The organism is Streptomyces sp. NPDC015345 (assembly GCF_043078805.1).
Lineage (GTDB): Bacteria > Actinomycetota > Actinomycetes > Streptomycetales > Streptomycetaceae > Streptomyces.
On sequence record NZ_JBIBTX010000010.1, the window covers coordinates 1 to 23,096 of the forward strand.

At 71.4% G+C, this 23,096-nt stretch carries 19 protein-coding genes; 10 read left to right on the forward strand and 9 right to left on the reverse strand.

The features are described 5' to 3' along the window. Window positions 1-1,361, reverse strand: a 1,361-nt coding sequence (locus ACF062_RS32935; protein WP_392143259.1) for a maltotransferase domain-containing protein, incomplete at its 3' end; no start/stop codon positions are given. A 304-nt stretch (window positions 1,362-1,665) separates the two neighbouring features. On the opposite strand from ACF062_RS32935, the gene ACF062_RS32940 reads away from it, so the two are divergent. The 3 genes from ACF062_RS32940 to ACF062_RS32950 all read left to right on the forward strand — a co-directional run bounded on the left by ACF062_RS32940 (window position 1,666) and on the right by ACF062_RS32950 (window position 5,576). Beyond that, window positions 1,666-2,268, forward strand: a complete 603-nt coding sequence (locus tag ACF062_RS32940) for a pep a2 (protein ID WP_356576071.1) — start codon at window positions 1,666-1,668, stop codon at window positions 2,266-2,268. A gap of 135 nt (window positions 2,269-2,403) precedes the next feature. Continuing rightward, window positions 2,404-4,560, forward strand: a complete 2,157-nt coding sequence (glgX, locus tag ACF062_RS32945; protein WP_392143260.1) for a glycogen debranching protein GlgX — start codon at window positions 2,404-2,406, stop codon at window positions 4,558-4,560. 137 nt (window positions 4,561-4,697) lie between these two features. Further along, window positions 4,698-5,576 (forward strand): VOC family protein, encoded by an 879-nt coding sequence (locus tag ACF062_RS32950; RefSeq protein ID WP_223773151.1) that lies wholly within the window; start codon window positions 4,698-4,700, stop codon window positions 5,574-5,576. Between the two features lie 303 nt (window positions 5,577-5,879). On the opposite strand, the gene ACF062_RS32955 is transcribed toward ACF062_RS32950, so the two are convergent. From ACF062_RS32955 to ACF062_RS32975, 5 genes are all read right to left on the reverse strand, one after another. Further along, on the reverse strand, window positions 5,880-7,511 hold the full coding sequence (locus tag ACF062_RS32955; protein ID WP_392143261.1) for a phytoene desaturase family protein: 1,632 nt from the start codon (window positions 7,509-7,511) through the stop codon (window positions 5,880-5,882). 59 nt (window positions 7,512-7,570) lie between these two features. After that, window positions 7,571-8,047 carry an SRPBCC family protein gene (locus ACF062_RS32960; protein WP_392143262.1) on the reverse strand — a complete coding sequence of 159 codons (477 nt, stop codon included), beginning with the start codon at window positions 8,045-8,047 and terminating at the stop codon, window positions 7,571-7,573. 146 nt (window positions 8,048-8,193) lie between these two features. Then, window positions 8,194-9,387: an aromatic acid exporter family protein gene (locus ACF062_RS32965; protein ID WP_392143263.1), complete on the reverse strand. Its 1,194-nt coding sequence runs from the start codon at window positions 9,385-9,387 to the stop codon at window positions 8,194-8,196. Window positions 9,388-9,505: 118 nt separating this feature from the next. After that, the gene (locus ACF062_RS32970; protein WP_392143264.1) at window positions 9,506-10,402 is read right to left on the reverse strand and encodes an SDR family oxidoreductase; all 897 of its coding nucleotides are present in this window, start codon (window positions 10,400-10,402) and stop codon (window positions 9,506-9,508) included. 197 nt (window positions 10,403-10,599) lie between these two features. Beyond that, window positions 10,600-12,141, reverse strand: coding sequence for a SulP family inorganic anion transporter (locus ACF062_RS32975; protein WP_392143265.1), 1,542 nt, complete (start codon window positions 12,139-12,141; stop codon window positions 10,600-10,602). Window positions 12,142-12,380: 239 nt separating this feature from the next. Between ACF062_RS32975 and ACF062_RS32980 the strand changes: the two genes are divergently transcribed. From ACF062_RS32980 to ACF062_RS33005, 6 genes are all read left to right on the forward strand, one after another. Further along, window positions 12,381-12,803, forward strand: coding sequence for a MerR family transcriptional regulator (locus tag ACF062_RS32980; protein WP_392143266.1), 423 nt, complete (start codon window positions 12,381-12,383; stop codon window positions 12,801-12,803). A gap of 360 nt (window positions 12,804-13,163) precedes the next feature. Beyond that, window positions 13,164-13,805: a carbonic anhydrase gene (locus tag ACF062_RS32985; protein WP_392143267.1), complete on the forward strand. Its 642-nt coding sequence runs from the start codon at window positions 13,164-13,166 to the stop codon at window positions 13,803-13,805. Between the two features lie 54 nt (window positions 13,806-13,859). Further along, window positions 13,860-15,464: a SulP family inorganic anion transporter gene (locus ACF062_RS32990; RefSeq protein WP_392143268.1), complete on the forward strand. Its 1,605-nt coding sequence runs from the start codon at window positions 13,860-13,862 to the stop codon at window positions 15,462-15,464. 87 nt (window positions 15,465-15,551) lie between these two features. Beyond that, a complete protein-coding gene (locus ACF062_RS32995; RefSeq protein ID WP_223773159.1) occupies window positions 15,552-15,719 on the forward strand; it encodes a hypothetical protein in 168 nt (55 codons plus the stop codon). 110 nt (window positions 15,720-15,829) lie between these two features. Next, a complete protein-coding gene (locus ACF062_RS33000; protein ID WP_392143269.1) occupies window positions 15,830-17,047 on the forward strand; it encodes a hypothetical protein in 1,218 nt (405 codons plus the stop codon). 68 nt (window positions 17,048-17,115) lie between these two features. After that, window positions 17,116-17,640 (forward strand): hypothetical protein, encoded by a 525-nt coding sequence (locus ACF062_RS33005; protein ID WP_392143270.1) that lies wholly within the window; start codon window positions 17,116-17,118, stop codon window positions 17,638-17,640. A 195-nt stretch (window positions 17,641-17,835) separates the two neighbouring features. Here the strand turns inward: ACF062_RS33005 and ACF062_RS33010 are convergent, their stop codons facing one another. Then, a complete protein-coding gene (locus ACF062_RS33010; RefSeq protein WP_392143271.1) occupies window positions 17,836-18,261 on the reverse strand; it encodes a DUF1579 family protein in 426 nt (141 codons plus the stop codon). Window positions 18,262-18,998: 737 nt separating this feature from the next. Between ACF062_RS33010 and ACF062_RS33015 the strand changes: the two genes are divergently transcribed. Continuing rightward, window positions 18,999-20,318, forward strand: a complete 1,320-nt coding sequence (locus ACF062_RS33015) for a phytase (RefSeq protein ID WP_392143272.1) — start codon at window positions 18,999-19,001, stop codon at window positions 20,316-20,318. Window positions 20,319-20,452: 134 nt separating this feature from the next. Here ACF062_RS33015 and ACF062_RS33020 read toward each other — a convergent pair whose 3' ends face one another. Beyond that, complete coding sequence (locus ACF062_RS33020; RefSeq protein ID WP_392143273.1) at window positions 20,453-22,105, reverse strand: FAD-dependent oxidoreductase; 1,653 nt, start codon at window positions 22,103-22,105, stop codon at window positions 20,453-20,455. Between the two features lie 54 nt (window positions 22,106-22,159). Continuing rightward, window positions 22,160-23,074: a diiron oxygenase gene (locus tag ACF062_RS33025; RefSeq protein ID WP_392143274.1), complete on the reverse strand. Its 915-nt coding sequence runs from the start codon at window positions 23,072-23,074 to the stop codon at window positions 22,160-22,162. Window positions 23,075-23,096: the final 22 nt, after the last annotated feature.

The window sequence follows — 23,096 nt, forward strand, 5'->3', positions numbered from 1 at the left end:
GCACGCCGCACGAAGGCGTCGAAGTCGTCCAGCGTCCCGAGGTCGGGGTGCACGGCGTCGTGCCCGCCCTCCGGCGAACCGATCGCCCACGGCACGCCCACGTCGTGCGGGCCCGGGGACAGGGAGTTGTTCGGGCCCTTGCGGTGGGTGGTGCCGATCGGGTGGATCGGCGGCAGATACACCACGTCGAACCCCATGTCCGCCACGGCGGGCAGCCGCTCGGCGGCCGTGCGGAACGTACCCGGGACCGGCGGCTCGCCCGCACGGACCACCGCACCCTCCGAGCGCGGGAAGAACTCGTACCACGACCCGAACAGCGCCCGCTTCCGCTCCACGAGCAGGGGCAGGGCGTCCGAACGGGTGACGCGTTCCCTTAGGGGGTGCCGCGCGAGGACGGCGCCCGTCTCCGGTGTGAGCGCCGCCGCCAGGCGGTCGGCCGGCGGGCGCACTTCGTCCCGCAGCGCCTCGGCGGCGGCCCGCAGCGTCCGGCGGTCCGTGCCGTCCGGCACTCCATCCGCGGCACGCTCGAACAGCAACGCCCCTTCTTCGAGGGTCACTTCGGTGTCGATACCGGCCGGGATCTTGACCTCGGCGGTCCTGCGCCACCCGGTCACCGGATCAGCCCATGCCTCCACGGCGTACGTCCAGCGGCCCTCCGCGTCCGGGGTGACGCCCGCGCCCCAGCGGTCGCTGCCGGGGGACAGTTCGCGCATGGGCGTCCAGGGGCCGCTTCGTCCGTCGGGGCCGAGCAGCACGACGTTGGCACCGACCGCCTCCTGCCCCTCGCCGAAGAGCGTGGCCGTGACCTGGAAGGTCTCCCCCGGCACCGCCTTCACCGGGCGCCGGCCGCAGTCGAGCACCGGGCGGACGTCGAGGATCGGCACCGTGAGAACCGGCGCGGGACGGGAGACCGGCTCCCGCACCACCGACGAGCGCACCTCCCCTGAACGCGCCTCCACTGAACGCACCGGCGCTGAGCGCGCCTCCGATGAGCGCACCTCCGACGGACGCAGCGCCGAAGAGCGCACCGACGCGGCCGGGGTCGAGTGCGGGCCTGTGGTCATCGCTCTCTCCTCTGCCACGCTCGGACGTACGGGTCGAAGACAACTTCCGTGCACCACCGACGACTTCACGCCGGTCGCCTTCTGCTGCCGTCGCGCCGGCCGCAGGCCGAGGTAGTGCTCGGCCGCGTCGGCGGCGGTCCGTGCGGTGAGCTCACCCATCAGCACGCACAGGGTGTACGCGGTGTTCTCGAAGTGCGTCCGCACGGCGCGGTCCGCCGGGTCCGCGAGCAACAGCCGCTCCCATGCCCGGTACTGGTCAAGATGCCGCGCGACCTCAGCTTTCGTAGGCAGCAGCATCACGCTGGTCACCTTCTCGTTCTCCGGACGTACGCACGGCGCACCTGGCTGGTGCCGGGCCGCGGCGCACGTAGAGGAATGGGCGTGTTTCGCCGGTCAAGCTTCCCGACCCATGGTGCACGTGTGACCACGCAGCGTCCTGTTGGATCTTCAACGACCAGGTCTGACCTGCTCGTGTTGCACGAATGGAGCAGCGCTCTCACCCTGGGACTACTCAGAAGCGATCACTGCTCACGCTTCGTGCTCGGGGCTCGGCTCACAGAGCCGATGAAGACCGGGGCTTCGCTGAGAGGAGCCAAGCGCGATGAAGACTGCAATCCCCTGTTACTACCACCTCGAGGTGGAGATCAGCCCGGAGAGGATCGATCAGGTCAGGCGCATTCTGGCCGCACATCTCCGGCACTGGGGTCTGGGGATTCTCGTCGAACCCGTGTGCCACTGCGCCGGTGTACTGCTCGGCGCGATCGAGGAACACGGAACGGACAAGAACGCCGTGGTCGAGATGTGGTGGAACGGTCAGCACCTCATCACCGCCGTGTCGGACAACGAGCCCGACCTCCCTCGCCCGCACTACGGGCCGCAGGGCTGCCTGGCGCAGATCGCGGCGCTCAGCGACGGCTGGGGCAACTACCCGGGGACCAACGGCAAGATCATCTGGTTCTCGCACCGCGCCCGGTGCCCGGAGCGCGCCCCGCTCGCCCCGACGCCGCCCGCGCCCACGCTGCGTACGGCGCGCCAACTGCCGCGCGAGGTGCCCGTCTCCGCGCTCGCGGCCCCGGCGGAGGAGGAGCCGGTGACCATCGGCTCCGCTCCGGGCGCCGCCCAGCGGTCCGGCGGATCTTGGCCGAAGATGGTGGAGCGAACCACAGCGTCGGCTCCCGGGTCACGTACGCCGTCCGCGATGTGAGCGCCCTGCTCACGCGGCAGCGCGCCACAGGCCGCGGCGACCCCGGCCGGGAAGCCGCGGCCCGTCGGCGTCTTCGGACGTGCCCCGGGCGCTGAGGACTGACCCGACCACGCTCATCCGTACGGAGGCAGCAGCGTGCGCACCTGGACCGGACGGCCTTTCCCCCTGGGGGCCACCTACGACGGCGAAGGCACCAACTTCGCCCTGTTCAGCGAGATCGCCGACCGTGTCGACCTCGTACTCATCCACGAGGACGGCACCCACCGCGACGTCACCCTCTCGGAGGTCGACGGCTTCGTCTGGCACTGCTACCTGCCCGGAGTCGGGCCGGGCCAGCGCTACGGCTACCGGGTGCACGGCCCCTGGAACCCCGCCGCCGGCCACCGGTGCAATCCCGCGAAGCTGCTCCTGGACCCCTACGCAAGAGCGTTCGAGGGGCAGATCGACAACCACGAGGCCCTCTACGAGCGCGCGGCGGACGGACCCGACCCGGCCGACAGCGCCGGTCACACCATGCTCTCGGTGGTGACCGACCCGTCCTTCCCCTGGGAGGGCGATCAGCCGCTCAGGCGGCCGTACGCCGACACCGTGATCTACGAGACGCACGTGCGCGGCCTGACCCTCACCCATCCAGGGGTCCCCGACGAGCTGCGCGGTACGTACGCCGGTCTCGCCACGGAGGCGGTCATCGACCACCTGCTCGCGCTGGGGGTGACCGCCGTCGAGCTGATGCCGGTGCACCAGTACGTGCAGGACGGCTTCCTGCGCGACCGCGGTCTGTCCAACTACTGGGGCTACACCTCCATCGGCTTCTTCGCCCCGCACAACGCCTACGCGGCGCGCGGCTCCCGCGGCGAGCAGGTCACCGAGTTCAAGTCGATGGTGAAGAAGCTGCACGCGGCCGGGCTCGAAGTGATCCTCGACGTGGTCTACAACCACACGGCGGAAGGCAACGAGAACGGCCCTACCCTCGCCTTCCGCGGCATCGACAACGCCTCGTATTACCGTTTGGCGCAGGACGACCCGGCGCACTACTTCGACACCACCGGCACCGGCAACAGTCTGCTGATGCGCCATCCCAACGTCCTGCAGCTCGTCATGGACTCGCTGCGGTACTGGGTCACGGAGATGCACGTCGACGGCTTCCGCTTCGACCTGGCGGCCACGCTCGCGCGCCAGTTCTACGAGGTGGACCGGCTGTCCGCCTTCTTCGACCTGGTCCAGCAGGACCCGGTGGTCGGCCGCGTCAAGCTCATCGCCGAGCCGTGGGACGTAGGGGAGGGCGGCTATCAGGTCGGCAACTTCCCGCCCCTGTGGTCGGAGTGGAACGGCAAGTACCGCGACTCGGTACGGGACTTCTGGCGCGGCGAGGAGCACTCCCTCGCCGAGTTCGCCTCCCGGCTGACCGGCTCCTCCGACCTGTATCAGCACGATCGCCGCCGGCCGCGCGCCAGCATCAACTTCGTGACCGCGCACGACGGCTTCACGCTGCGTGACCTGGTCTCGTACAACGACAAGCACAACGAGGACAACGGCGAGGACAACCGGGACGGCGAGAGCACGAACCGTTCGTGGAACTGCGGCGTCGAGGGGCCCACCACCGACGAGGGCGTCCTGGAGCTCCGCGCGCGCCAGCAGCGCAACTTTCTCGCCACGCTCATGCTCTCGCAGGGCATCCCGATGCTCGCCCATGGCGACGAGCTGGGCCGCACGCAGCGGGGCAACAACAACGCCTACTGCCAGGACAACGAAATCTCCTGGATCGACTGGGACCTCGACGACGAACAGCGTGACCTGGTCGAATTCACCCGGCGGGCCATCGCGCTGCGCGCCGCGCACCCGGTGCTGCGCCGGCGCCGCTTCTTCCGCGGGGAGACCGCGACGCACGACGGCCAGCCGCTGCCGGACCTGGTGTGGCTGCGGCCCGACGCGCGCGAGATGACGGAGGCCGACTGGCAGCGGGGCGACGCCCACGCCGTCTGCGCCTTTCTCAACGGCGACGCGATCGCGGAGCCGGACTCGCGTGGCAGGCCGGTGGTGGACGACTCGTTCCTGCTCCTCCTGAACAGCTACCGGGAGCCGGTCGTCTTCCGTCTGCCGGGCGCCACGTACGGGGAGCGCTGGTCGTCGCGGATCGACACCACGGACCCGCTCGGCCTCTCGGAGGAGGCCGAGCACAAGGCGGGCGGCGAGGTCACCGTCGAGGCGCACGGTCTGCTGCTGCTCTCCCGGCCCTCCCTCGCCCGGCGTCGTATCACCGGATCGGCGGACCGGGCGGCCAAGAGGCGGTGAGCCCGCGTCGAGTGGCGCGGCGCCCGCCCCTTTGCCCACACTGAAGGGCGGCAGGGCGCCGAGCCTCCCGCTGAGCCCGAAAGCACAGGTGCCAGGCCGGTTCTTCAGGGCGCCTCGATTTCCAGGACGGGTTGCACATGCACCACGACAACAGGATCCCTCCGGCTCCGGACGTCTCTCGGGCCTCGGGCGGGAACGCCCGGGGTGCCAGGACCGGGTCGGTGCTGAGTGAGGCGGCGGTCGGGGCACCCTGCTGGGTCAGCCTGACGGCACGAGACCTCACCACCGCACAAAGGTTCTATGGGGCCGTGATGGGCTGGCGGTTCCGGCCGGCCAAGCTCGGCGAGCAGTTCTCCGTCGCGACGGCCCACGGCGACCCCGTCGCCGGGGTCGGCGCCATCGCGTCCTCCCTCCAGATCGCCGTGGCCTGGACGCCGTACTTCGCGGTGCTGAGCGCGGACGAGACGGTGAGCCGCGTCCGGGAGCGCGGCGGGACGACCGCGGTGGGACCGATCCCCTTCCCCAACGGGCGCGCGGCCCTGCTGTCGGACCGCGACGGCGCCGTCTTCGGCATCTGGGAGGGCGAGATCCTCACCAGCTGGCGCAGCGGGGTCCACTCGGCGCCCGCCTGGCTGCGCCTGCGCACCCGCGACGCCTTCGACGCCGCGATCTTCTACGGCGAGGTCCTGGACTGGGCGTGCGGGCGTCCCGAGTGCTGCGAGGTGCTCTACCAGCAGGACGAGGTGGTGGTCTACAGCGGGGGCCGGCCCGCCGCCCGGCTCAGTTCGGGCGCCGTCGAGGCGGACCCCGACCCGGCCGTACGCCCGCACTGGCAGGTCCACTTCACCGTCCCGGACGTCGAGGCGTGTGTGCGTGCCACGGCCGAGTCCGGCGGGCACGTGGTCGACCAGGACCTGCACGCGCGCCCGCCGTGGGCGACGCTGCGGGACCCGGACGGCGCGCAGTTCAGGGTCGTCGAGGGAGAGACCGGAACGCCCGCGCAGCCGCGGGCCTGATCGGGCACACCGGCACAGCACGCAGGGCGGCCCCCGCGGCGTTGGCACCCGGCGCCCCGTGCACCCCGCCACCCGGGTGCGCCGAGGCGAACGCGAGATGGAGACCAGGCACCCGCGCGGCCGCGGGCCTGAACGCGCACACCGGCACAGCACGCAGGGCGCCCCGCGCGGCGTTGGCACCCGGCGCCCCGTGCGCCCCGCCACCCGGGTGCGCCGAGGCGAACGCGAGATGGAGACCAGGCACCCGCGCGGCCGCGGGCCTGATCACGTACACCGGCGCACCCATGGTCCCGGCCGCGCGGCTCACGTGTTCCCCGACTCCTGGCCCCTTCGGTCGCGGCGGCCCAGCGCCCGCTGCGCCGTGAAGAGGAGACCCCCTCCGAAGCGGGCACGCAGGGCCGCGCGCGCGGCGTTGGCACCCGGCGCCCCGTGTACCCCGCCACCCGGGTGCGCCGAGGCGGAGGCGAGGTAGAGGCCGGGCACCGGGGTCTCGGGGCGGCCGGTGCCGGGGACGGGACGGAAGACGAGCTGCTGGTGGATGCTGGTGGTACCGGAGTTGATCGCGCCGTTGCGCAGATTCGCGTTCATGCCTTCGAGGGTGGCGGGTGTCAGGACGCGCCGGGCCAGGATCTGTTCGCGGAAGCCGGGGGCGAGCCGTTCGATCTGCGCCTCCACCCGGTCGGCCATCGCCTCGCCCTCCCGTTCGTCCCACGTGCCCGTCAGGCCGTCCTCCCCGGCATCGCCCTTGATGCGCTGCGGGACGTGGGTGTACGCCCACGCCGACTCGGTCCCGGCCGGCGAGCGCGCGGCGTCCGCCGTGGTCATCTGCCCGACGAGGGCGAACGGCCTGTCCGGCACCAGGCCCCGCGCGATCTGGGCGGCGAACCGCGTCAGTTCGTCCACCCCCTCGGCCACATGGACCGTGCCCGCCCCGTGCGCGCCCTCGGCCGACCAGGGGATCGGCCGGGCCAGCGCCCAGTCGACCTTGAACGTGGCGAAGTCCCACTGGAAGCGGCGCAGGTCGTCCAGGAGACGGGAGGGCAGATGCGCCGCGTCGACGAGGCGTCCGTACAGGTCGGGGGCGGCGACGTCGGCCAGCACCGCCTTGCGCGCCACGACCCCTTCCCCCGACGCGGTGCGCACACCGACCGCCCGGCCGCCGCGCACCACCACCTCGGTGACGCGCTCGCCGCAGCGGACACTCACTCCCCGCCGGTTCAGCCGCCGCACCAGGGCGTCGGTCAGCGCGCCCGAGCCGCCCGCCGGCACGGGAAAGCCATGCGTCTGTCCGAGCATGGACATCAGCCAGCCGAAGCCGCCACTGCCCGCCGCCTCGGGGGCCAGGTCGGCGTGCAGGGCGTTGCCCGCCAGCAGGAGTCGCCCGCCCTCGCCCCCGAACTCCTCCTCGCCCAGCCGGCGTACCGGCAGCACGAGCGAGCGGGCCACGCGCAGACCGCCGCCCGCCCTGACCCGCGCGGCGAGGCCGATCCCGGAGCGGATCGGCGGGAACGGCGTGAACAGGGCCCCCATCAGCGGCTCCCGCAGGTTCTCCCACATGCCGTACAGGCGTTCCCAGCTCGCTCCGTCGCCGTCGGCGAACGCGTCCAGCGACGCGCAGGTCCGGGCGCGGTCACGGCTCAGCACCGCGCAGCGCCCGTCCGAGAGGGGGTGCGCCAGTACGTGCTCGGCGTGGGCCCACCGCAGGCCCTCGCGTTCCAGCTCCAGGGCCGCGAGGACCGGCGAGGCGGCGGCCAGCGGGTAGAAGGCGCTGAACACGTCGCTCACGTAGTCCGGGTGCACGCCGCGGTCGCTGCGCACGGCGCCGCCCGGCTCGTCCTGGGCCTCCAGGACGACGACGCTCCAGCCCGCGTCGGCCAGGACGTTCGCCGCCACCAGCCCGTTGGGTCCCGCGCCGATCACCACTGCGTCCGGCATGTCCACTCCCCTTCGCTCTCGATCCGCCGGGCGTTCGGTCCGCCGGTCCGGAAGGCGGGCTAGGCCTCGGCGGTCTGGCGGGTGCCCCCGTGTTCGCGGGGGCGGCCGCCCTGTTCGACCAGCTTCGCCAGGCGGCTCAGCATGCTGCGGTGCCGGACCTGGATGAGGGCGTCGACCGCGGCGTTGTGCAGCACGCCGCCGGGCCCCTGGAGCGGGTGTTCGTCGACGATCACCAGGGTGTGCTTGCCCCAGGGCCGCACCTCGATGGCGATGCGGCCCGTGCCGAGCGCCCCGCTGTACGCCTCCAGTTCGAGGCGGTGCGGCTTGTCCAGATGGCGCACCACGGTGTGTCCGCCGACCTGCCAGGGGCCGAGCCGGACGGTGTACTCGATGCGTGAGCCGACCGCCGGCCACGTGGTGTCGAGCGGCCGGGAGTCGTGCGTACCGACCACCCAGTCGGCGTACCGGCGCCCGTCCTCCAGTACCTCCCACACCTTGGAGGGCGGACTCTTGACCAACTGGTGGCGTACGGCCACGTCATGCCTCCTCGTCCTGGACCGGCCCGTCCGGGCCGGTGCGTGCGCGGTCTCCCCGCGCTTGTCGTTCTCTTGTCCATCTCTTGTCCATCAGCCCACCGCAATCTCGTGCGGCACGCCACACGAGGCCGCACGCACCCGTCCCGTCACCCGACCGCGTTGCTCGTGCTGTCCGTGCCGGCCGTACTGGCCGTACCGGCCGTGCCGTCCGTGCTCTCGGCCTCCGGGTTCCCCCCGATGGCCGTCAGGTCACTCAGAAGCCGCTGGGTGTCCGCGATGAGCCCGCCCAGGGCGGGTGTGACCTCGTAGCGGCTGTCCGTGAGCAGCTGCGCCAACCGGTCGTGCGCCGCCGCCGCCGCGCTCATGGCGCGCCTGCGGTCATCCACCGTCTCCGGCGGGCTCTCGGTCCCGGCGGCCCGGGTGTCGCTGTCGTCCAGCTCGCACACGTCGCCCGCCGCGCGCAGCAGTTCGGCCAGGATGCCCGGCGCCTCCGCCGGCAGGTCGGCGAGGGACGGCCGGTCCTCGCGCGTCTCGACGACGGTGCGCACGGTGGTCCTGATGTGCTCCGTGATCCTGTCCCAGGTGAAGTCCCAGTCGGGCGGCGGCGGATGGGGCACGGAGCGGCGCAGTTTGCGGCCGGGGTTGAAGCGGTAGCTCTCGTCGGTCCAGCGGCGCGCGGTGCGCAGATCCGTCATGAGGTCGGTGAGCCGCTGTGCCCGGTCGTACCACCCCTGGGCCTTCTTCGGGTCGTACGACTCCTTCTCGATGCCGTCCGCGACGGTGTGCAGGAGGTCGGCGCTCTCCTGCGGCAGCCGCCTGCGCAGGTGCCATACGTCGCGGCCGTGCACCGGCGGCAGGACCAGCGCGTTCACGGCGATGCCGATGACGGCGCCGAGCAGGGTCTCGAAGAGGCGGTGCAGGATGTCGACGCCCGAGTAGGTCCCGTAGGCGAGGACGAAGAGCGCCGCCGTCGGGGCGTAGACGCCTTGCGTGCCGAAGCGGGCGTACGTGCTCAGGAGCACGGTGATGGGCAGGACGATCGCCATCGCGGCCAGCGAGTTGTTCCCCGTGAGGACCGCCGCGCCGGCGGCCAGCAGGGTGCCCAACATGACCACCGCGAGTTGCTGCATCGCGGAGCGCACCGAGCGGTAGACGGTGCTCTGCACGAGGAAGAGCGCCGTCCACGGCGCGAGGAGGGCCATCGGCGCGCTCCACCACCAGCCGGCCAGCGCCCAGGCGAGTACGCCCGCGCCGGCCGCCTTGAGCGACTGGACCGTCGTGTCGCGTTCCGGTCCCGAGGTCGTGACGGCCCTGCGTGCGGAGCGCCACAGGGCCGTCACATCCTGGATCAGCGCGTTTCTCCACCGGATGGTGGTCGCCTCCTCACGTTGTCCTTCCGTCGTCGGTCGGTCGTCGCGGCGGCAGGGCGAGCGGCTGCCGTCCGGCGGGGCGGGTGTGTCACGGCAGCGGGGTACCGCCCGTGGCGTTCATGATCTCGGCGGTGATGAAGCTCGCGTGCTCGGAGGCGAGGAAGACGTACGCGGGCGCCATCTCGGCGGGCTGAGCGGGCCGTCCCAGCGGCGCCTGCTTGCCGAACTCCTTGGTGTCGGGCAGCGTCGCGGGGATCAACGGGGTCCATACCGGGCCCGGGGCCACGGCGTTGACGCGGATGCCGTCGTCGACCAGCATCTGCGCGAGCCCCTGGGTGAAGGTGACGATGGCGCCCTTGGTCATGGCGTAGTCCAGCAGGTGCGGGCTCGGCTTGTAGGCCTGCACGGACGTGGTGTTGATGATGGACCCGCCCGCCGGGATGTGCGGCACGGCCATCTTGCAGAGCCAGAACATGCCGTACAGGTTCGTCTTGACCACCTGGTCGAACTGTTCCGTGGAGATGTCACCGATGCCTTCCGGCTGGGACATCTGGTAGGCGGCGTTGTTGACGAGGATGTCGATCCGGCCGAACTCCTCCACCGCGCGGGCCACGAGCCTGCGGCACTGCTCCTCCTCGCGGATGTCGCACGGCACCGCGATCGCCCGCTGACCGGCCTCCTCCACGAGGCGCGCCGTTTCCCGGGCGTCGCCCGCCTCGGAGGGCAGATGGGTGAAGAGGACGTCCGCGCCCTCGCGTGCGAAGGCGAGTGCGACCGCCCTGCCGATCCCGGAGTCGCCGCCGGTCAGCAGCGCCTTGCGGTCCTTCAGCAGGCCGCTGCCTCGGTACGACTCCTCGCCGTGGTCCGGCGGCGGGTCCATGGGGCCCGTCCAGCCCGGCGGCTGCTGGTCCTGCTGCGGGAAGTCGGGCTGGGGGTGGCGCGTGGTCGGGTCCTGTCCGTCCTGTGCGCCGGGGGTGTCACTCATCGGCTGTGCCTCCTGCTCGTCCCTTACTACCCTCCGCCGCGGGCGCGGCTCCCACCACTTGAGCCGTGGTGGGAGCCGCGCGCGCCGGCCGGTCCGTGCGGCCGCCCGTCGGGGAGGGACCGTCGAGTGCCCCGGGGGCGCGGCCGTGAAACGGACGTGGTCGTTCAGGCCGGGGACGGTGGGGCGGGAGGGACGGCTCAGTGGCCGCCGGTGAGCTCGCCGCTGAGCTTCTCGTGGATCCGGGCGCTGGACTGGTTCAGGCCGACGATCTCGACCGTCTTGCCGCGCTGCTCGTACTTGGTCTCGATCGCGTCGAGGGCGGCGACGGATGAGGCGTCCCAGATGTGGGCGGCGGTCAGGTCGATGACGACCTTCTCGGCGCCGGTGGCGTAGTCGAACTGGGTGACGAGGTCGTTGGAGGAGGCGAAGAAGAGCTCGCCGGTGACCACGTAGACGACCTTGGTGCCGTCGGGAGCCTCGACCGGGGTGACGGTGGCCAGGTGGGCCACCCGCTTGGCGAAGATGACCATGGCGGTGACCGATCCGACGACGACGCCGATGGCGAGGTTGTCGGTGGCGACGACGCAGGCCACGGTGACGACCATGACGGTGATCTCCCCGGCGGGCATCCGCTTCAGCGTCTTCGGGGCGATGGAGTGCCAGTCGAAGGTCGCGAACGACACCATCACCATCACGGCGACCAGCGCGGCCATGGGGATGTCGGAGACGACCGGCCCGAAGGCGATGCAGAGCACCATAAGGAACGACCCGGCGAGGAAGGTGGAAAGGCGCGTCCGGGCGCCGGACACCTTCACGTTGATCATCGTCTGGCCGATCATGGCGCAGCCGCCCATGCCGCCGAAGAAGCCGGTGACGATGTTGGCGATGCCCTGGCCGATCGACTCGCGCGTCTTGGACGAGTGCGTGTCGGTGATTTCGTCGACCAGCTTCGCGGTCATCAGTGACTCCATCAGGCCGACCAACGCCATCGCGAGGGCGTAGGGGGCGATGGTGGTGAGGGTGTCGAACGTGAACGGCACGTCGGGCAGACCCGGCACGGGCAGGGCGGACGGCAGGTCACCCTTGTCGCCCACGGTCGGCACCGCGATCCCGGCCGCGACGGTGATGACCGTGAGGATGACGATGGAGACGAGCGGGGCCGGGACCGCCTTGGTGACCTTCGGGAAGAACACCATGAGCGCGAGGCCGCCGATGAGCAGCGGGTAGACGGCCCATGGCACGTCGTGCATCTCGGGGATCTGTGCGACGAAGATGAGGATCGCCAGGGCGTTGACGAAACCGACCATCACGCTGCGCGGCACGAACCGCATCAGCTTGGCGACGCCCAGCGCGCCGAGCGCGATCTGGATGACGCCTGCCAGGATGACGGCGGCGACGAGGTGGCCGAGGCCGTGCTCGCGGTTGAGCGGGGCGATGACCAGGGCGACGGCGCCGGTCGCGGCGGAGATCATGGCGCGGCGTCCGCCGACGACCGAGATGGTCACGGCCATGGTGAACGACGCGAACAGGCCGATCGCCGGGTCGACCCCGGCGATGATCGAGAGCGAGATCGCCTCGGGGATCAGCGCGAGGGCGACGACGAGTCCGGCCAGGATCTCGGTGCGCCACACCTTCGGGTCGGACAGCCAGTCGGGGCGCAGGCCGCGCAGGCGCGCGGCCGGGGCGAGTGTGGACGGGGGCGGCGTGGACAAGGAGATCGACCTGTCGTGCTCGGGCACGCCTGCGTCACCGCAGACGTGCGGGAAGGCGCGGGAGGGCCGGGGCGGCCGTCCGCGGAGCCCGCGTGCGGCGGGCGAGGCAGGAGGGGCGGCGGGCGCGGTCCGGAGCCGCGCGGCCGCTCAGGAGCGCAGCGTCACGGCGGGCAGGCGGAGGCGCCGGACATCAGGGACATGTGCACACCCCCACCCTACTCTGACGTTAGGGTAGAGATCGGCGTGAAGAAGGGCAGGGCGTCCGCATGAGTGGCGAACACATGCAGATCGGCGAGGTCGCCGCACGGACCGAACTGTCGCTGCGCACCATCCGCCATTACGAGGAGACAGGGCTGGTGCCGCCCTCCGCCCGCTCCCAGGGCGGCTTCCGGCTCTACACGGAGTCGGACGTGGCCCGCCTGATGGTGATCCGCCGCATGAAGCCGCTCGGTTTCACCCTGGACCAGATGGGGGACCTGCTGGACGCCACCGACCGCCTGGACTCCGCCGAGCCCCTGTCGGCGCCCGAACGGGACGCCCTCCTGGAACGGGTACGCGGATACGAGCGAGAGGCGGCCGAACAGGTGGAGAGGTTGCGGGTCCAGTTGTCGCGCGCCGAGGAGTTCACGCGGACACTGCGGGAGCGGCTGGACCGGGACGGCGGACAACGGCAGGTCCCCGCGCCGTAGTTGATCCGCAGGCGCGCTGTAGTCGATCCGCAGTCGAGCCGTCGCTGCCGCAAGGACATGTGAGCGGAACCGCCCCACATGCTCCACAGCACGTGCACACAAAGCCGCACCCCATGGTTGAGGTCCGTACCAATTCCCTGGTCAGGGACGCTTATTACTCATTCTTTGGCAAGAATTTGCTCTGTCATCTCACCGTAATGCAATGGCAAAGTGAGAGACACACCCGCCGTCCAGGCTGTGTTGCCCGGGGCGCCAAAGGAGCCCGCTGCGACCCAGCGGCCCGCTCCGCCCCTACTGTCACCATCGACCCGACCACACCGCGTCCCGGCGCCGCCGGAGAGACGCAGGAGGCAGGCCACCATGAAGTCACTGATCGACAACGCCCGTTCATTCGCCGCGACACACGTCGCGGACCCCGGGAACGCCGCGGCCTTCGAGGCCCTTGAGGCCGGGCAGTCCCCCGAAGCCCTGTTCGTCACGTGCTCCGACTCACGCGTCGTCCCGACCCTGATCACCGGCGCACGCCCCGGCGAGCTCTTCGAACTGCGCACGGCGGGCAACGTCGTACCGCCCTACCCCTCCGCCGGTCACTCCGACCGCGACGGCCGCCCGATGAGCGAGGCGGCCACCATCGAGTACGCCGTGTGCGTGCTCGGCGTCCGCGACATCGTCGTCTGCGGACACTCGCACTGCGGCGCGGTGGGCGCCCTGGTGCGCGGCGAGGACCTGTCCGCCGTGCCGGCCGTGCGCGACTGGCTGGAGCACTCCGTCGCTCCGGACGACGCCCTGCGCTCCCTCACCCCGACCTCACCGGATGTGGCGGAGGCGGTGCAGGCACACGTGCTCGCACAGTTGGAGCGGCTGCGCGCCTACCCCTGCGTGAGCGAGCGCGTCGCCGACGGTTCGCTCACCCTGCACGCCTGGTACTACGAGGTGCACACCGGCATCGTCTCCACCCACCGTCAGTCGTCCGACGGCCGCTCGGCGTTCGGTCCGCTGTGAGTTCCACGGCGCCCCTCCGCCCTGCCCGCTCCCACGACAGGACTTCCCACCCTCATGTCCCCCGCATCGTCTTTCCTCTCCCCCTACCGCGCGCTGCGTGAGCCCGGTGTCCTGCGCCAGGACATCCTCGCCTCGCTCGTCGTCTTCCTCGTGGCCGTGCCGTTGTGCGTCGGTGTGGCCGTGGCATCCGGGGTCCCCGCCGAACTGGGCCTGGTCACCGGCATCGTCGGCGGTCTCGTCGTCGGCTTCCTGCCGGGCAGCGCCCTCCAGGTGAGCGGGCCCGCAGCCGGTCTGACCGTGCTCGTCTTCGAGGCCGTACAGGAGTTCGGCCTCGGTATGCTCGGCGCGATCGTGCTGCTCACCGGCGCGCTCCAGATCACCCTCGGCCTGCTGCGCTGCGGCCGGTGGTTCCGCGCGATCTCCGTCTCCGTCGTCCAGGGCATGCTGGCGGGCATCGGACTCGTGCTGATCCTCGGCCAGCTGTACACCATGGCCGAGGTGGAGCAGCCCCGCTCCGGGATCGACAAGATAGCCGGGCTGCCCGGACTGGTCGGCGACATCCTGGGCAGCACCACATCCCTGACCGCCGCGGCCGTCGGCCTCGGCACCATCGCCGTCCTCGTGCTGTGGCCGAAGGTGCCCGCGGCCGCGAAGCTGGTGCCCGCCCCGCTCGCCGCCGTGGCGCTGGCCACCGCCGCCGTCGCCGGGCTCAGCCTGGACGTGGCGACCGTGACGGTACGCGGCCTCGTCGACGCCATCCAGCCGCCGGGTCTCGGGGACCTGGCGGACCTCGGCAGTGTCGCCGTGCTCGGCACCGTCCTGGCGTTCACCCTGATCGCCTCAGCCGAGTCACTGTTCAGCGCCGCGGCGGTGGACCGCATGCATGACGGTCCGCGCACGCAGTACGACAAGGAACTCGTCGCCCAGGGCGTCGGCAACACGGTGTGCGGCGTGCTCGGAGCCCTGCCGATGACCGCGGTCATCGTCCGCAGCTCCGCCAACGTCCAGGCCGGGGCCCGCACTCCGCTCTCGCGGATCCTGCACGGCGCGTGGCTGCTGCTGTTCGCCGTGCTGCTGCCCGCCGCGCTCGGCATCATCCCGCTGGCGGCCCTCGCCGGTGTCCTGGTGCACGCGGGCTTCAAGCTGATACCCGTCAAGGAGATCGTCCCGCTCGCCCGGGCCCACCGGGGCGAGGCCATCGTCCTGGCCACCACGGCCATCGCCATCCTGGTCACGAACATGTTCGAGGGCGTCGTGCTCGGCCTGGTCCTCGCGGTGGTCAAGTCCGCCTGGGACACCTCCCATGTCCACGTGGACCAGCGGGAGCTGCCGGACGGCCGCCTCATCGTGACCCTGACCGGCAACGCCACGTTCCTGAGGCTGCCGCGCATCCTGGAGGCCCTTGAGGCGATGCCCAAGGACCGGCCCATCGAGCTGGACCTGACCGTGGTGCGCCACCTGGACCACGCGTGCCGTACGACGCTGGAGAACTGGGCGTTGCGGCACAACGACAGCGGTACGGAGGCGGTGCGGATGAGGACGCGTCCGGTGGGCGCCGCCGACGCCGATTCCGCCGGCCTCACGGGCGATTCCGAACCCGGACGCGGGGCCGGGCCCGGGCGTGAGCACGAGCCCGCCGAGGCGCAGGCACGGAGCTGACGCGGGGCGGGGCCGCCAACGCCCTCTTCTCTCTTCTCTCTTCTCTCTCACATCCCGTTTCCAGCGATCACCTATGGAGGTTTCACCATGGAGCAGCTCATCAAGCGCATGACGGAAGAGTCCGTGTGGCAGAAGTGGGTCGATGCCAACTCGGCCTCAGGCGGCGCCACGCAGGCCGCGAAGAGCGGTTGCATCAGCGCGGCGCCGAAGAGCGGGTGCATCAGCGCCACCGGCAAGACCGGCTGCATCTCCTGACCCGGTGACCCCGCGGGGCCGCCGCCACGGCCGTCGACGCCATGGCGGCGGCCCCGCCCCCTTGCCCTGTGCCCCTGCCACCCCCGCGCCCCGGAGCCGCCTTGAACCCCATGCCGAGCGCCGACGTCCTGGACCACATCCGCGACATCCCCCTCTACCGCGCGTCCCTGGAACGCGGGGACTTCCCGATCCTGGAGAAGCCGGAGATCGCCCGGGGCTTCCCCGACAACTGGATGACCCCCGAGCTGGCACGTGCCCTGGAGTCGGGCGAGGCCGAGTTCGTGCTGTCCACCGGGACCAACCACGCCCGCATGCAGCTCATCCGGCCGCCGTACTTCCTGCTCCGCTCCTACTACCGGCTGTGGAGCGAGCACCCCGACCTCGGCCCGCTGTGGCACGACGGCGCCCGGCGGATCTCGCTGACCACCGTTCTGGCCACCGAGCACGTCGCCCGCGTCAACTCCCGTAAGCCAGGCGCCACTCCGGGAGAGCGGTGGCTGGACGACCGGACGCTCTACCTCAACCGCCGCCTGGACCCGGCGGAGTGGGAGCGCGCGGAGGTCGAGCGGATGCTCGCGGAGATCCGTGAGGTCAGCGCCGCGCACCCACAGGGCTCGTACCTCCTGGACTGCTCGGGCTACCACCTCGCCCATCTGGTCGCCAAGGTCACCGAGTGGGACCTGTGGGACGGCTTCCCCCGGCCCTCGGGGATCGTCCACGCCTACGAATACACGCCGCTGAACGTCCGCGCCCACCTGCGCGACCGCTTCGACTGCCCCGTCATCGACCTCTTCGGCAGCACGGAGCTGGGGTACCTCTTCTACAGCGACGCGAAGGGCGCCTACCAGCCCTATCTGCACGAGATGAGCGTCGAGTTGATCCCGGTGGAGCCGGGCAGCGGCATCCACAGCCTCATCGTCACCAGTGTCCGCAACCCGTACATGCCGCTGGTCCGCTACCGCTCCGGTGACTGCGTCCGCACCCACGACGGAAGCGCCGACGCGCGGCGGATCGCCTCCTTCTGCGGCCGCGAGAAGGAGCTCCTCGCCACGCCCGACGGCCCTGTCGCCCAGGCCGACCTGGACGCCCGTATCGCCGCCGTGAGCCCGGAGGTCTTCCTCCACCAGCTCCATCTGCTCGGTGACGACCACTGCCGCCTGTGGTTCACGACGTTCGACGGCGCGCCGCTCACCCCCGCCCGGGAGGCCGAACTGTCCGCCTCCGTCGCCGCGTTGACGGGCCGCACCGCCGCCGTGGAGCACCGGAAGCACATTCCCATCGGCCGCTCGGGCAAGTACGCGTGGCTGACCACCCCGGATCCGGCCTGACAGCCCCCCGCCCCCCGGCAGACCCCGCCGAAGCCCTGCCCGACCTCACGCCCCGACAGGACTCCGCCATGCGCCCGACCGCGACACCGCCGGCCCCCGCTCCCCTCTCCGAGGCAGCTCCGACCGCCCAAGAGCTGCTCGGTGAGGCCCTGCACGACGAGGTGGTCCGGCACTTCACCACTCCGAACACCCCGGACGCCGCCCGCGTCACGTACCAGGTCCGCGAATGCCTCCGCTATCTCTACCTCGTCTCGCGGTACCCCGACCGGCTCGGTGGCCTCTTCCTCCCCGTCGAGCAGGACATCGACGAGATCTGGCACTACCTCATCCTCCAGACCCGTGAATACCGGGAGCTGTGCGAACAGCGGCTCCCCGGCGGCCACTTCATCCACCACCGGAGCATCGCGTACGACGCCTACCAGGCGGCACCGGGCCGGGAGAGAGCCGCCGAGGAGGCGCTGCGGTGGGTCCCCCTCTACACCGCGACGTTCGGCCCGTTCGACGAGCACGCCCTGCCCCACTGGACGGTCGTCCGGTTCCTCCACGACGAACTGGGCCTGTCCCTGGCCGAGATCTCCGCCCTGGAGGGCTGACCCCAGACATACGGTATGATCAATCCTGAGCTCGCCGCCGGACATCCGGTGACAGGCCCGGCGTTGGTGGTCCAAGGAAAGGCGCCCCACTTCCTGTGGGGAGATGCAGGTGCAAGGCCTGCCCAGCGCTCGCGACAGACCCCGGTCTCCGTCAAGGAGACCGGGGTCTTCTCCTTTCCCCGCCCGCGACATCCGCTATCGCTTGCGGGTGCATTCCTGGGTGTCGAGAAGTTCCCATTTCCCGTTCTTCTCGATGTGCTCCTCGATGGTGAAATGGTCCTCGTCGATACGCGTGATGTCGCTCTTGATGACCACGCGCTGTGCCGGCTCGCCGAGGACGAAGGATCCGGTGAGGGCGAAATGCCCGTCCTGCCAGCCGGGGGAGGCCGAAGTGCCCTGCATGCCGGCATCGTCGAAGTAGTAGGAGACGAACGAGGCGTCGACCCGGTCCCAGCCGAGCACCCAGCTGCCCCTGACCCTTTCCTTCTTCCGGGGCCGTACGTGGGTCAGATCCAGCTGGTAGTAATGGCCGCCCAGAATGGGACGGACCCGGGCCGTGCGGATCGAGCCCGTGCGGAACACGCAGCGCAGCGACCCGAGCAGGAAGTCCAGTTCATGCATGCGCTCCGACGGCGGCGGCCCGCCCGTGGGCGCCGACCGGGCCACGGCCCTGGACGACGTCGCGCCCAGCAGGACGGCGCCCGCGGCGCTGGTGACCGCTCCGAATGCCGCGCGCCCGCTCCACCGGGAGGAGCTCGCCCGCCGCCGCGCCGGGGAAAATCCGCGCGACGTGAGGAAGCCCCTGTTCTCAGCAGCCATCATTCCCGCCCATCCAGATGTCGACCGTAAGTGGAATCCGTAATACGTAATCCGTAACCCGTACTCAGGTGGCACATCGGAGAAAGATCGCCGCCCCATTGCGATCACATGACCGGATATCAGCACCACGATCGGGTGCGCACGTCCGAAAAACTGCGGGGCACGCCAACGGTCCCCGAAATGTGGGTCATATGGCGCACTGGTGGACGCCATGAGTCGGCGTCTGCGCCTCTCGGTCCGGCGCCCGGTGGTCGATCTTCCCGTTGGGCGGGCGCGGCGAGTCCGGGCTCGGCGGAGGTGCGCGGTGCGGCATAGCCAGAACTCATGGGTGTTTTCCGGCCAAACGAAGATCAAAGTGATGGATCGCCCCAATGGCCTGCCTGCCCCCTGGACCGCCCGGACGGGATCGCTCCGCGACACCGTTTGTTCACGCCCTGCACTAATTGAGGACGCGTTACCTGGCGGTAAGTCTTCATGCGGAGATCACACGCTCTCCACGTCCCTTTTCCGGCAACTCGCTCTCCAGAAGGAGCCGTTACATGGCCACGTCCCGCACCGCACGGTCGACGACGCTCGCCCTCGCCACGGCGGTCGCGGCGCTCACCGTGACCGCCCTCCCCTTCCAGGCGCTGGCCGCCCCCAACGGCTCACGCGCCGCGCTGCCCGCCGTCACCGCGCGCTCCGAGACCCCGGCCCTGCACGACGACGAGGCCGGCGGCGACGCCGACGCGGACGACCCGGCCATCTGGCGCAACGCCGCCGACCCGGACCGCAGCCTGGTCATCGCCACCGCCAAGCAGGGCGGTCTGCGCGTGTACGACCTGGACGCCCGCGAGGTGCAGTCCGTGCCCGCGCCCGCCGCACCGGGCCCGGACCACGCGCCCGGCCGCTTCAACAACGTCGACCTGGTCCACGGCCTGCGCCTCCCCTCGGGCCGCGCCGACCTCGCCGTGACCAGCGACCGCGGCGGCGACCGGCTCCGCTTCCACCGCATCGACGCGAACCGCGCCGGTGGCCCGCTCACCGACGTCACGGACCCCTCCGCCCCGCCCGTCTTCTCCTCCTCCCAGGAGGAGATCGACGATCAGCGCACCGCGTACGGCCTCGCGACCTGGACCGACAAGTCGTCCGGCCGCTCCTACGCCCTGGTGAGCCGCCGGGAGCGGACGAGCGTCGCCCTGCTCGAAATCACCCCCGGCGCCGACGGCAAGGTCGGCTACCGCAAGATCCGCACCATCGACCTGCCCGCCGACTTCCGCCTGCCGAACGGCGCTTCGTGGTCTCCGTGCGGTGAGCCGGGCGAACTCCCGCAGGTCGAGGGCATGGTGGTCGACCCGGCGAACGGCATGCTGTACGCGGGCCAGGAGGACGTCGGCATCTGGCGGATGCGCGCCGACCTGACCGGCACGCCGAAGCTCGTCGACAAGGTCCGTGAGTACGGCGTGCCCGGCACCTACGACGAAGGGACCGAGGAGTGCGTCGCGGGCGCCGACCCCGGGTTCGGCGGCACCCGTCTGACCGCCGATGTCGAAGGGCTGACACTGCTCACGGAGGCGGACGGCGACGGCCATCTCCTCGCTTCGAGCCAGGGCGACGACACCTTCGCCGCCTATGACCGCGAGCTGTCCGACGGCAACGAGTACGAGGGCGGTTTCCGCGTCACCGCGGCGTCCGCCGCCCTCGACGGCTCGGAGGAGTGCGACGGCGCCGCCGCGCTTGCCGCGCCGCTCGGCCGCAAGTACCCGAACGGGCTGCTTGTGGTCCAGGACGGCCATGACGCCCCCGGGGACGCCGAACGTCCCTCCACCAACTTCAAGTTCGTGGACCTGGGTGAGGTGAAGGAGGCCATCGAGGACTGACGAGCCTTGGAGAGGCCACGCGCCACGAGCACGACGAGCGAACTCGGCGATCAGGCGTCGGGTCACCGAAGGGGTCCTTGAGGAGGAATCCCGTGCTGGCCTCGCCCACCGGTGTCAGCCCAGGGCCGGACCGGTCAGCGCCGCAGGCTCACCCGCTTTGACCGGGCCGTGGCGACGAGTTCGGGGACCGTGGCCAGTTTGACGCGGGGGCGGTCCTCCTCCTTGCCCCGGGCGATCTCGGTCCGCTCGATCGCGGCCAGGCCACGGGCGTCGACCACGTGCCGGCTGCGGCGGCGGGCCAGGCGGTGGAAGGCCCGCGTCGTGTGGTGCGGCGCGGGCAGCGTTCCGGCTACCGCGTCGGCCAGGAGCGTCGATACCGTCTCGGCGGCGCAGGTGCGGTTGGCGCCGATGCCGCCGGTGGGCCCGCGCTTGATCCAGCCCACGACGTAGGTACCCGGCTGCCCGGTGACCCGGCCGCCCTCGTGCGGCACCGTCCCCGTGCTCTCGTCGAAGGGCAGCCCCGCGACGGGCACGCCCCGGTACCCGATCGCGCGCAGCATCAGGCCCGCGCGCAGGGTCCGCTCCCCCGCGCCGGACGCGACGCGCACGGCCTCCACGCGGCCCTCGCCGAGCACTTCGCGGGGCTCGCAGTAGAAGCGCAGCACGATGCGGCGGCCGGGCTCCGGCGGAGCCTCCCAGTCCGGCTGTCGTCGCGCGACGCCGCGCAGGACGGCCGCCTTGCCCTGCGGGGCCGCCTCGTCGACAGCGGCGGCGATCCGCGGGTCATGGTCGTCGACGACCAGTTCGACGCCCGGCACATGCTTCAGGGCGAGCAGTTCGGACGTGGTGTACGCGGCGTCTTCGGGCCCGCGGCGCGCGAGCAGGACCACCTCGCGGACCTTGCTGTCACGCAACGCCGCCAGGGCGTGGTCGGCGATGTCGGTACGGGCCAGCGCCTCGGGGTCGGTGAGCAGGATGCGGGCCACGTCGAGGGCGACGTTGCCGTTGCCGACCACGACGACGCGCTCCGCCGACAGGTCGACGGCGTCCTCCGCCGCGTCCGGATGGGCGTTGTACCAGGCGACGAAGGCGCTCGCGGAGACGCTTCCGGCCAGCTCCTCGCCCGGGATGGACAGGCGGCGGCCGGCGGACGCCCCGACGGCGTATATCACCGCGTCGTGGTGGGCGGCTATCTCCTGCGGGGTGACGTCGGTGCCGACGTCGAGCCCGAGGTGCATCCGCACTCTCGGGTGCGCGTGGAAGCGGGCGAAGGTGTCGCCGACCTTCTTCGTCGCGGGGTGGTCGGGCGCCACGCCGTAGCGTATGAGACCGCCGGCCACGGGCAGCCGGTCGATCAGAGTGATTTCGGCGCTGGTGTGCAGCAGCAGGTCCTGCGCGGCGTACATGCCGGCCGGGCCGGTGCCGACGACGGCGACCTTGAGCGGGGCGAAGTCCGCGGGCAGGACGCGCGGGAACTCCGGCTCGCCCCAGGCGTGGAAGTTCGGCCCCTCGGGCTCGGGTCCGGGCGCCTCGGCTTCTTCGTAGTACGCCGCGTTGATGGCGGCGTACTCCTGCTGGGCGGCGGGCAGGCGATCCACCGGGAAGATCGCTTCGACCGGGCAGGCGTCGGCGCAGGCGCCGCAGCCGATGCAGGTCCGGGGGTCGATGTGCAGCATCTCCGTGCTGCCGAACGCCCGTTCCTGCGGCGTGGGATGGATGCAGTTGACCGGGCACACGGCGACGCAGGTGGCGTCGTTGCAACAGGTCTGGGTGATGGCGTAGGTCATGTTCGGGGACTCAGCTCGAATCGGCTCGGGTCGGCGGATCTGCTCATGTGCCGGTCAGATGAGGTGGGCGCGCTTGTAGAAGACCAGCGCCGGTTTGGTGAGCAGGCCGCACGAGGCGAGGAACTCCATGAGGCCGGCGCAGCTGGAGCGCATCATGGACTTGTGGTGTTCGTTGGCCTTCGCCTCGGCGAGGGCACGCTCCGCGTCGAGCCCGGCGTTCGCGTACACCTCGCGGTTCACCATGCTGGTGACGATGACGTACGACGCGATGGCGATCACCAGGGCGTTGATCCGGCGGCGCACCCGGCCCGCGCCCGCGAGGCGCTTGCGCGTCTGGTCGCGGGCGAACTTCATGTGCCGTGATTCCTCGACGACATGGATGTTGTTGATGGTGCGGACGAACGGCGCGACCCGCTCGTCGCGCATCCAGTCGCGCTGCATGACGTCGAGCACCTCTTCGGCCACGAGGATCGCGGCGTAGGCGGCCTCCCCGAAGGCAACCGACTTGAAGACCCTGCCCAGTTCGACGGCGAGGCGGTGCGGCCGGTAGGGGGGCGCGCCGAGCTTCGCCGCGCCGCGGGCGAACATGATCGAGTGGCGGCACTCCTCGGCGATCTCGGTGAGCGCCCACTGGACCTCGGCGCTGGTCGGGTCCTTCGCGTAGACGTCGCGCAGCACCATCTGCTGGAGGATCATCTCGAACCATATGCCGGTACTGGCGACCGAGGCGGCTTCCTGGCGGGTCAGCTCCTTGCGCTGCTCCTCGGTCATCTCCCGCCAGTACGCGGTGCCGTAGAGCGTGCTCCACTCCGGGCTCGCGCCGTGGCAGTCGCGGTCCAGCGGGGTGTCCCAGTCGACCTCGGTGGCCGGGTCGTACGCCAGGACGGCGGCCGAGTCGAGCAGCCGCCGGGCGATGTCGCCCTCCGGGGAGTGGTCTTGTGTGCTCGGCCGAACAGTGCTGCGTGCCATGGAGCTGCTCCTTGACTCGGAC

Coding starts and splice junctions, on each gene's coding strand:
- ACF062_RS33005 (WP_392143270.1), top strand. CDS start 17,116: ATGCGCCCGACCGCGACACCGCCGGCCCCCGCTCCCCTCTCCGAGGCA.
- ACF062_RS33000 (WP_392143269.1), top strand. CDS start 15,830: ATGCCGAGCGCCGACGTCCTGGACCACATCCGCGACATCCCCCTCTAC.
- ACF062_RS33010 (WP_392143271.1), bottom strand. CDS start 18,261: ATGCATGAACTGGACTTCCTGCTCGGGTCGCTGCGCTGCGTGTTCCGC.
- ACF062_RS32970 (WP_392143264.1), bottom strand. CDS start 10,402: ATGAGTGACACCCCCGGCGCACAGGACGGACAGGACCCGACCACGCGC.
- ACF062_RS32985 (WP_392143267.1), top strand. CDS start 13,164: ATGAAGTCACTGATCGACAACGCCCGTTCATTCGCCGCGACACACGTC.
- ACF062_RS33025 (WP_392143274.1), bottom strand. CDS start 23,074: ATGGCACGCAGCACTGTTCGGCCGAGCACACAAGACCACTCCCCGGAG.
- ACF062_RS32950 (WP_223773151.1), top strand. CDS start 4,698: ATGCACCACGACAACAGGATCCCTCCGGCTCCGGACGTCTCTCGGGCC.
- ACF062_RS32980 (WP_392143266.1), top strand. CDS start 12,381: ATGAGTGGCGAACACATGCAGATCGGCGAGGTCGCCGCACGGACCGAA.
- ACF062_RS33020 (WP_392143273.1), bottom strand. CDS start 22,105: ATGACCTACGCCATCACCCAGACCTGTTGCAACGACGCCACCTGCGTC.
- ACF062_RS32990 (WP_392143268.1), top strand. CDS start 13,860: ATGTCCCCCGCATCGTCTTTCCTCTCCCCCTACCGCGCGCTGCGTGAG.
- ACF062_RS33015 (WP_392143272.1), top strand. CDS start 18,999: ATGGCCACGTCCCGCACCGCACGGTCGACGACGCTCGCCCTCGCCACG.
- ACF062_RS32995 (WP_223773159.1), top strand. CDS start 15,552: ATGGAGCAGCTCATCAAGCGCATGACGGAAGAGTCCGTGTGGCAGAAG.
- ACF062_RS32940 (WP_356576071.1), top strand. CDS start 1,666: ATGAAGACTGCAATCCCCTGTTACTACCACCTCGAGGTGGAGATCAGC.
- ACF062_RS32955 (WP_392143261.1), bottom strand. CDS start 7,511: ATGCCGGACGCAGTGGTGATCGGCGCGGGACCCAACGGGCTGGTGGCG.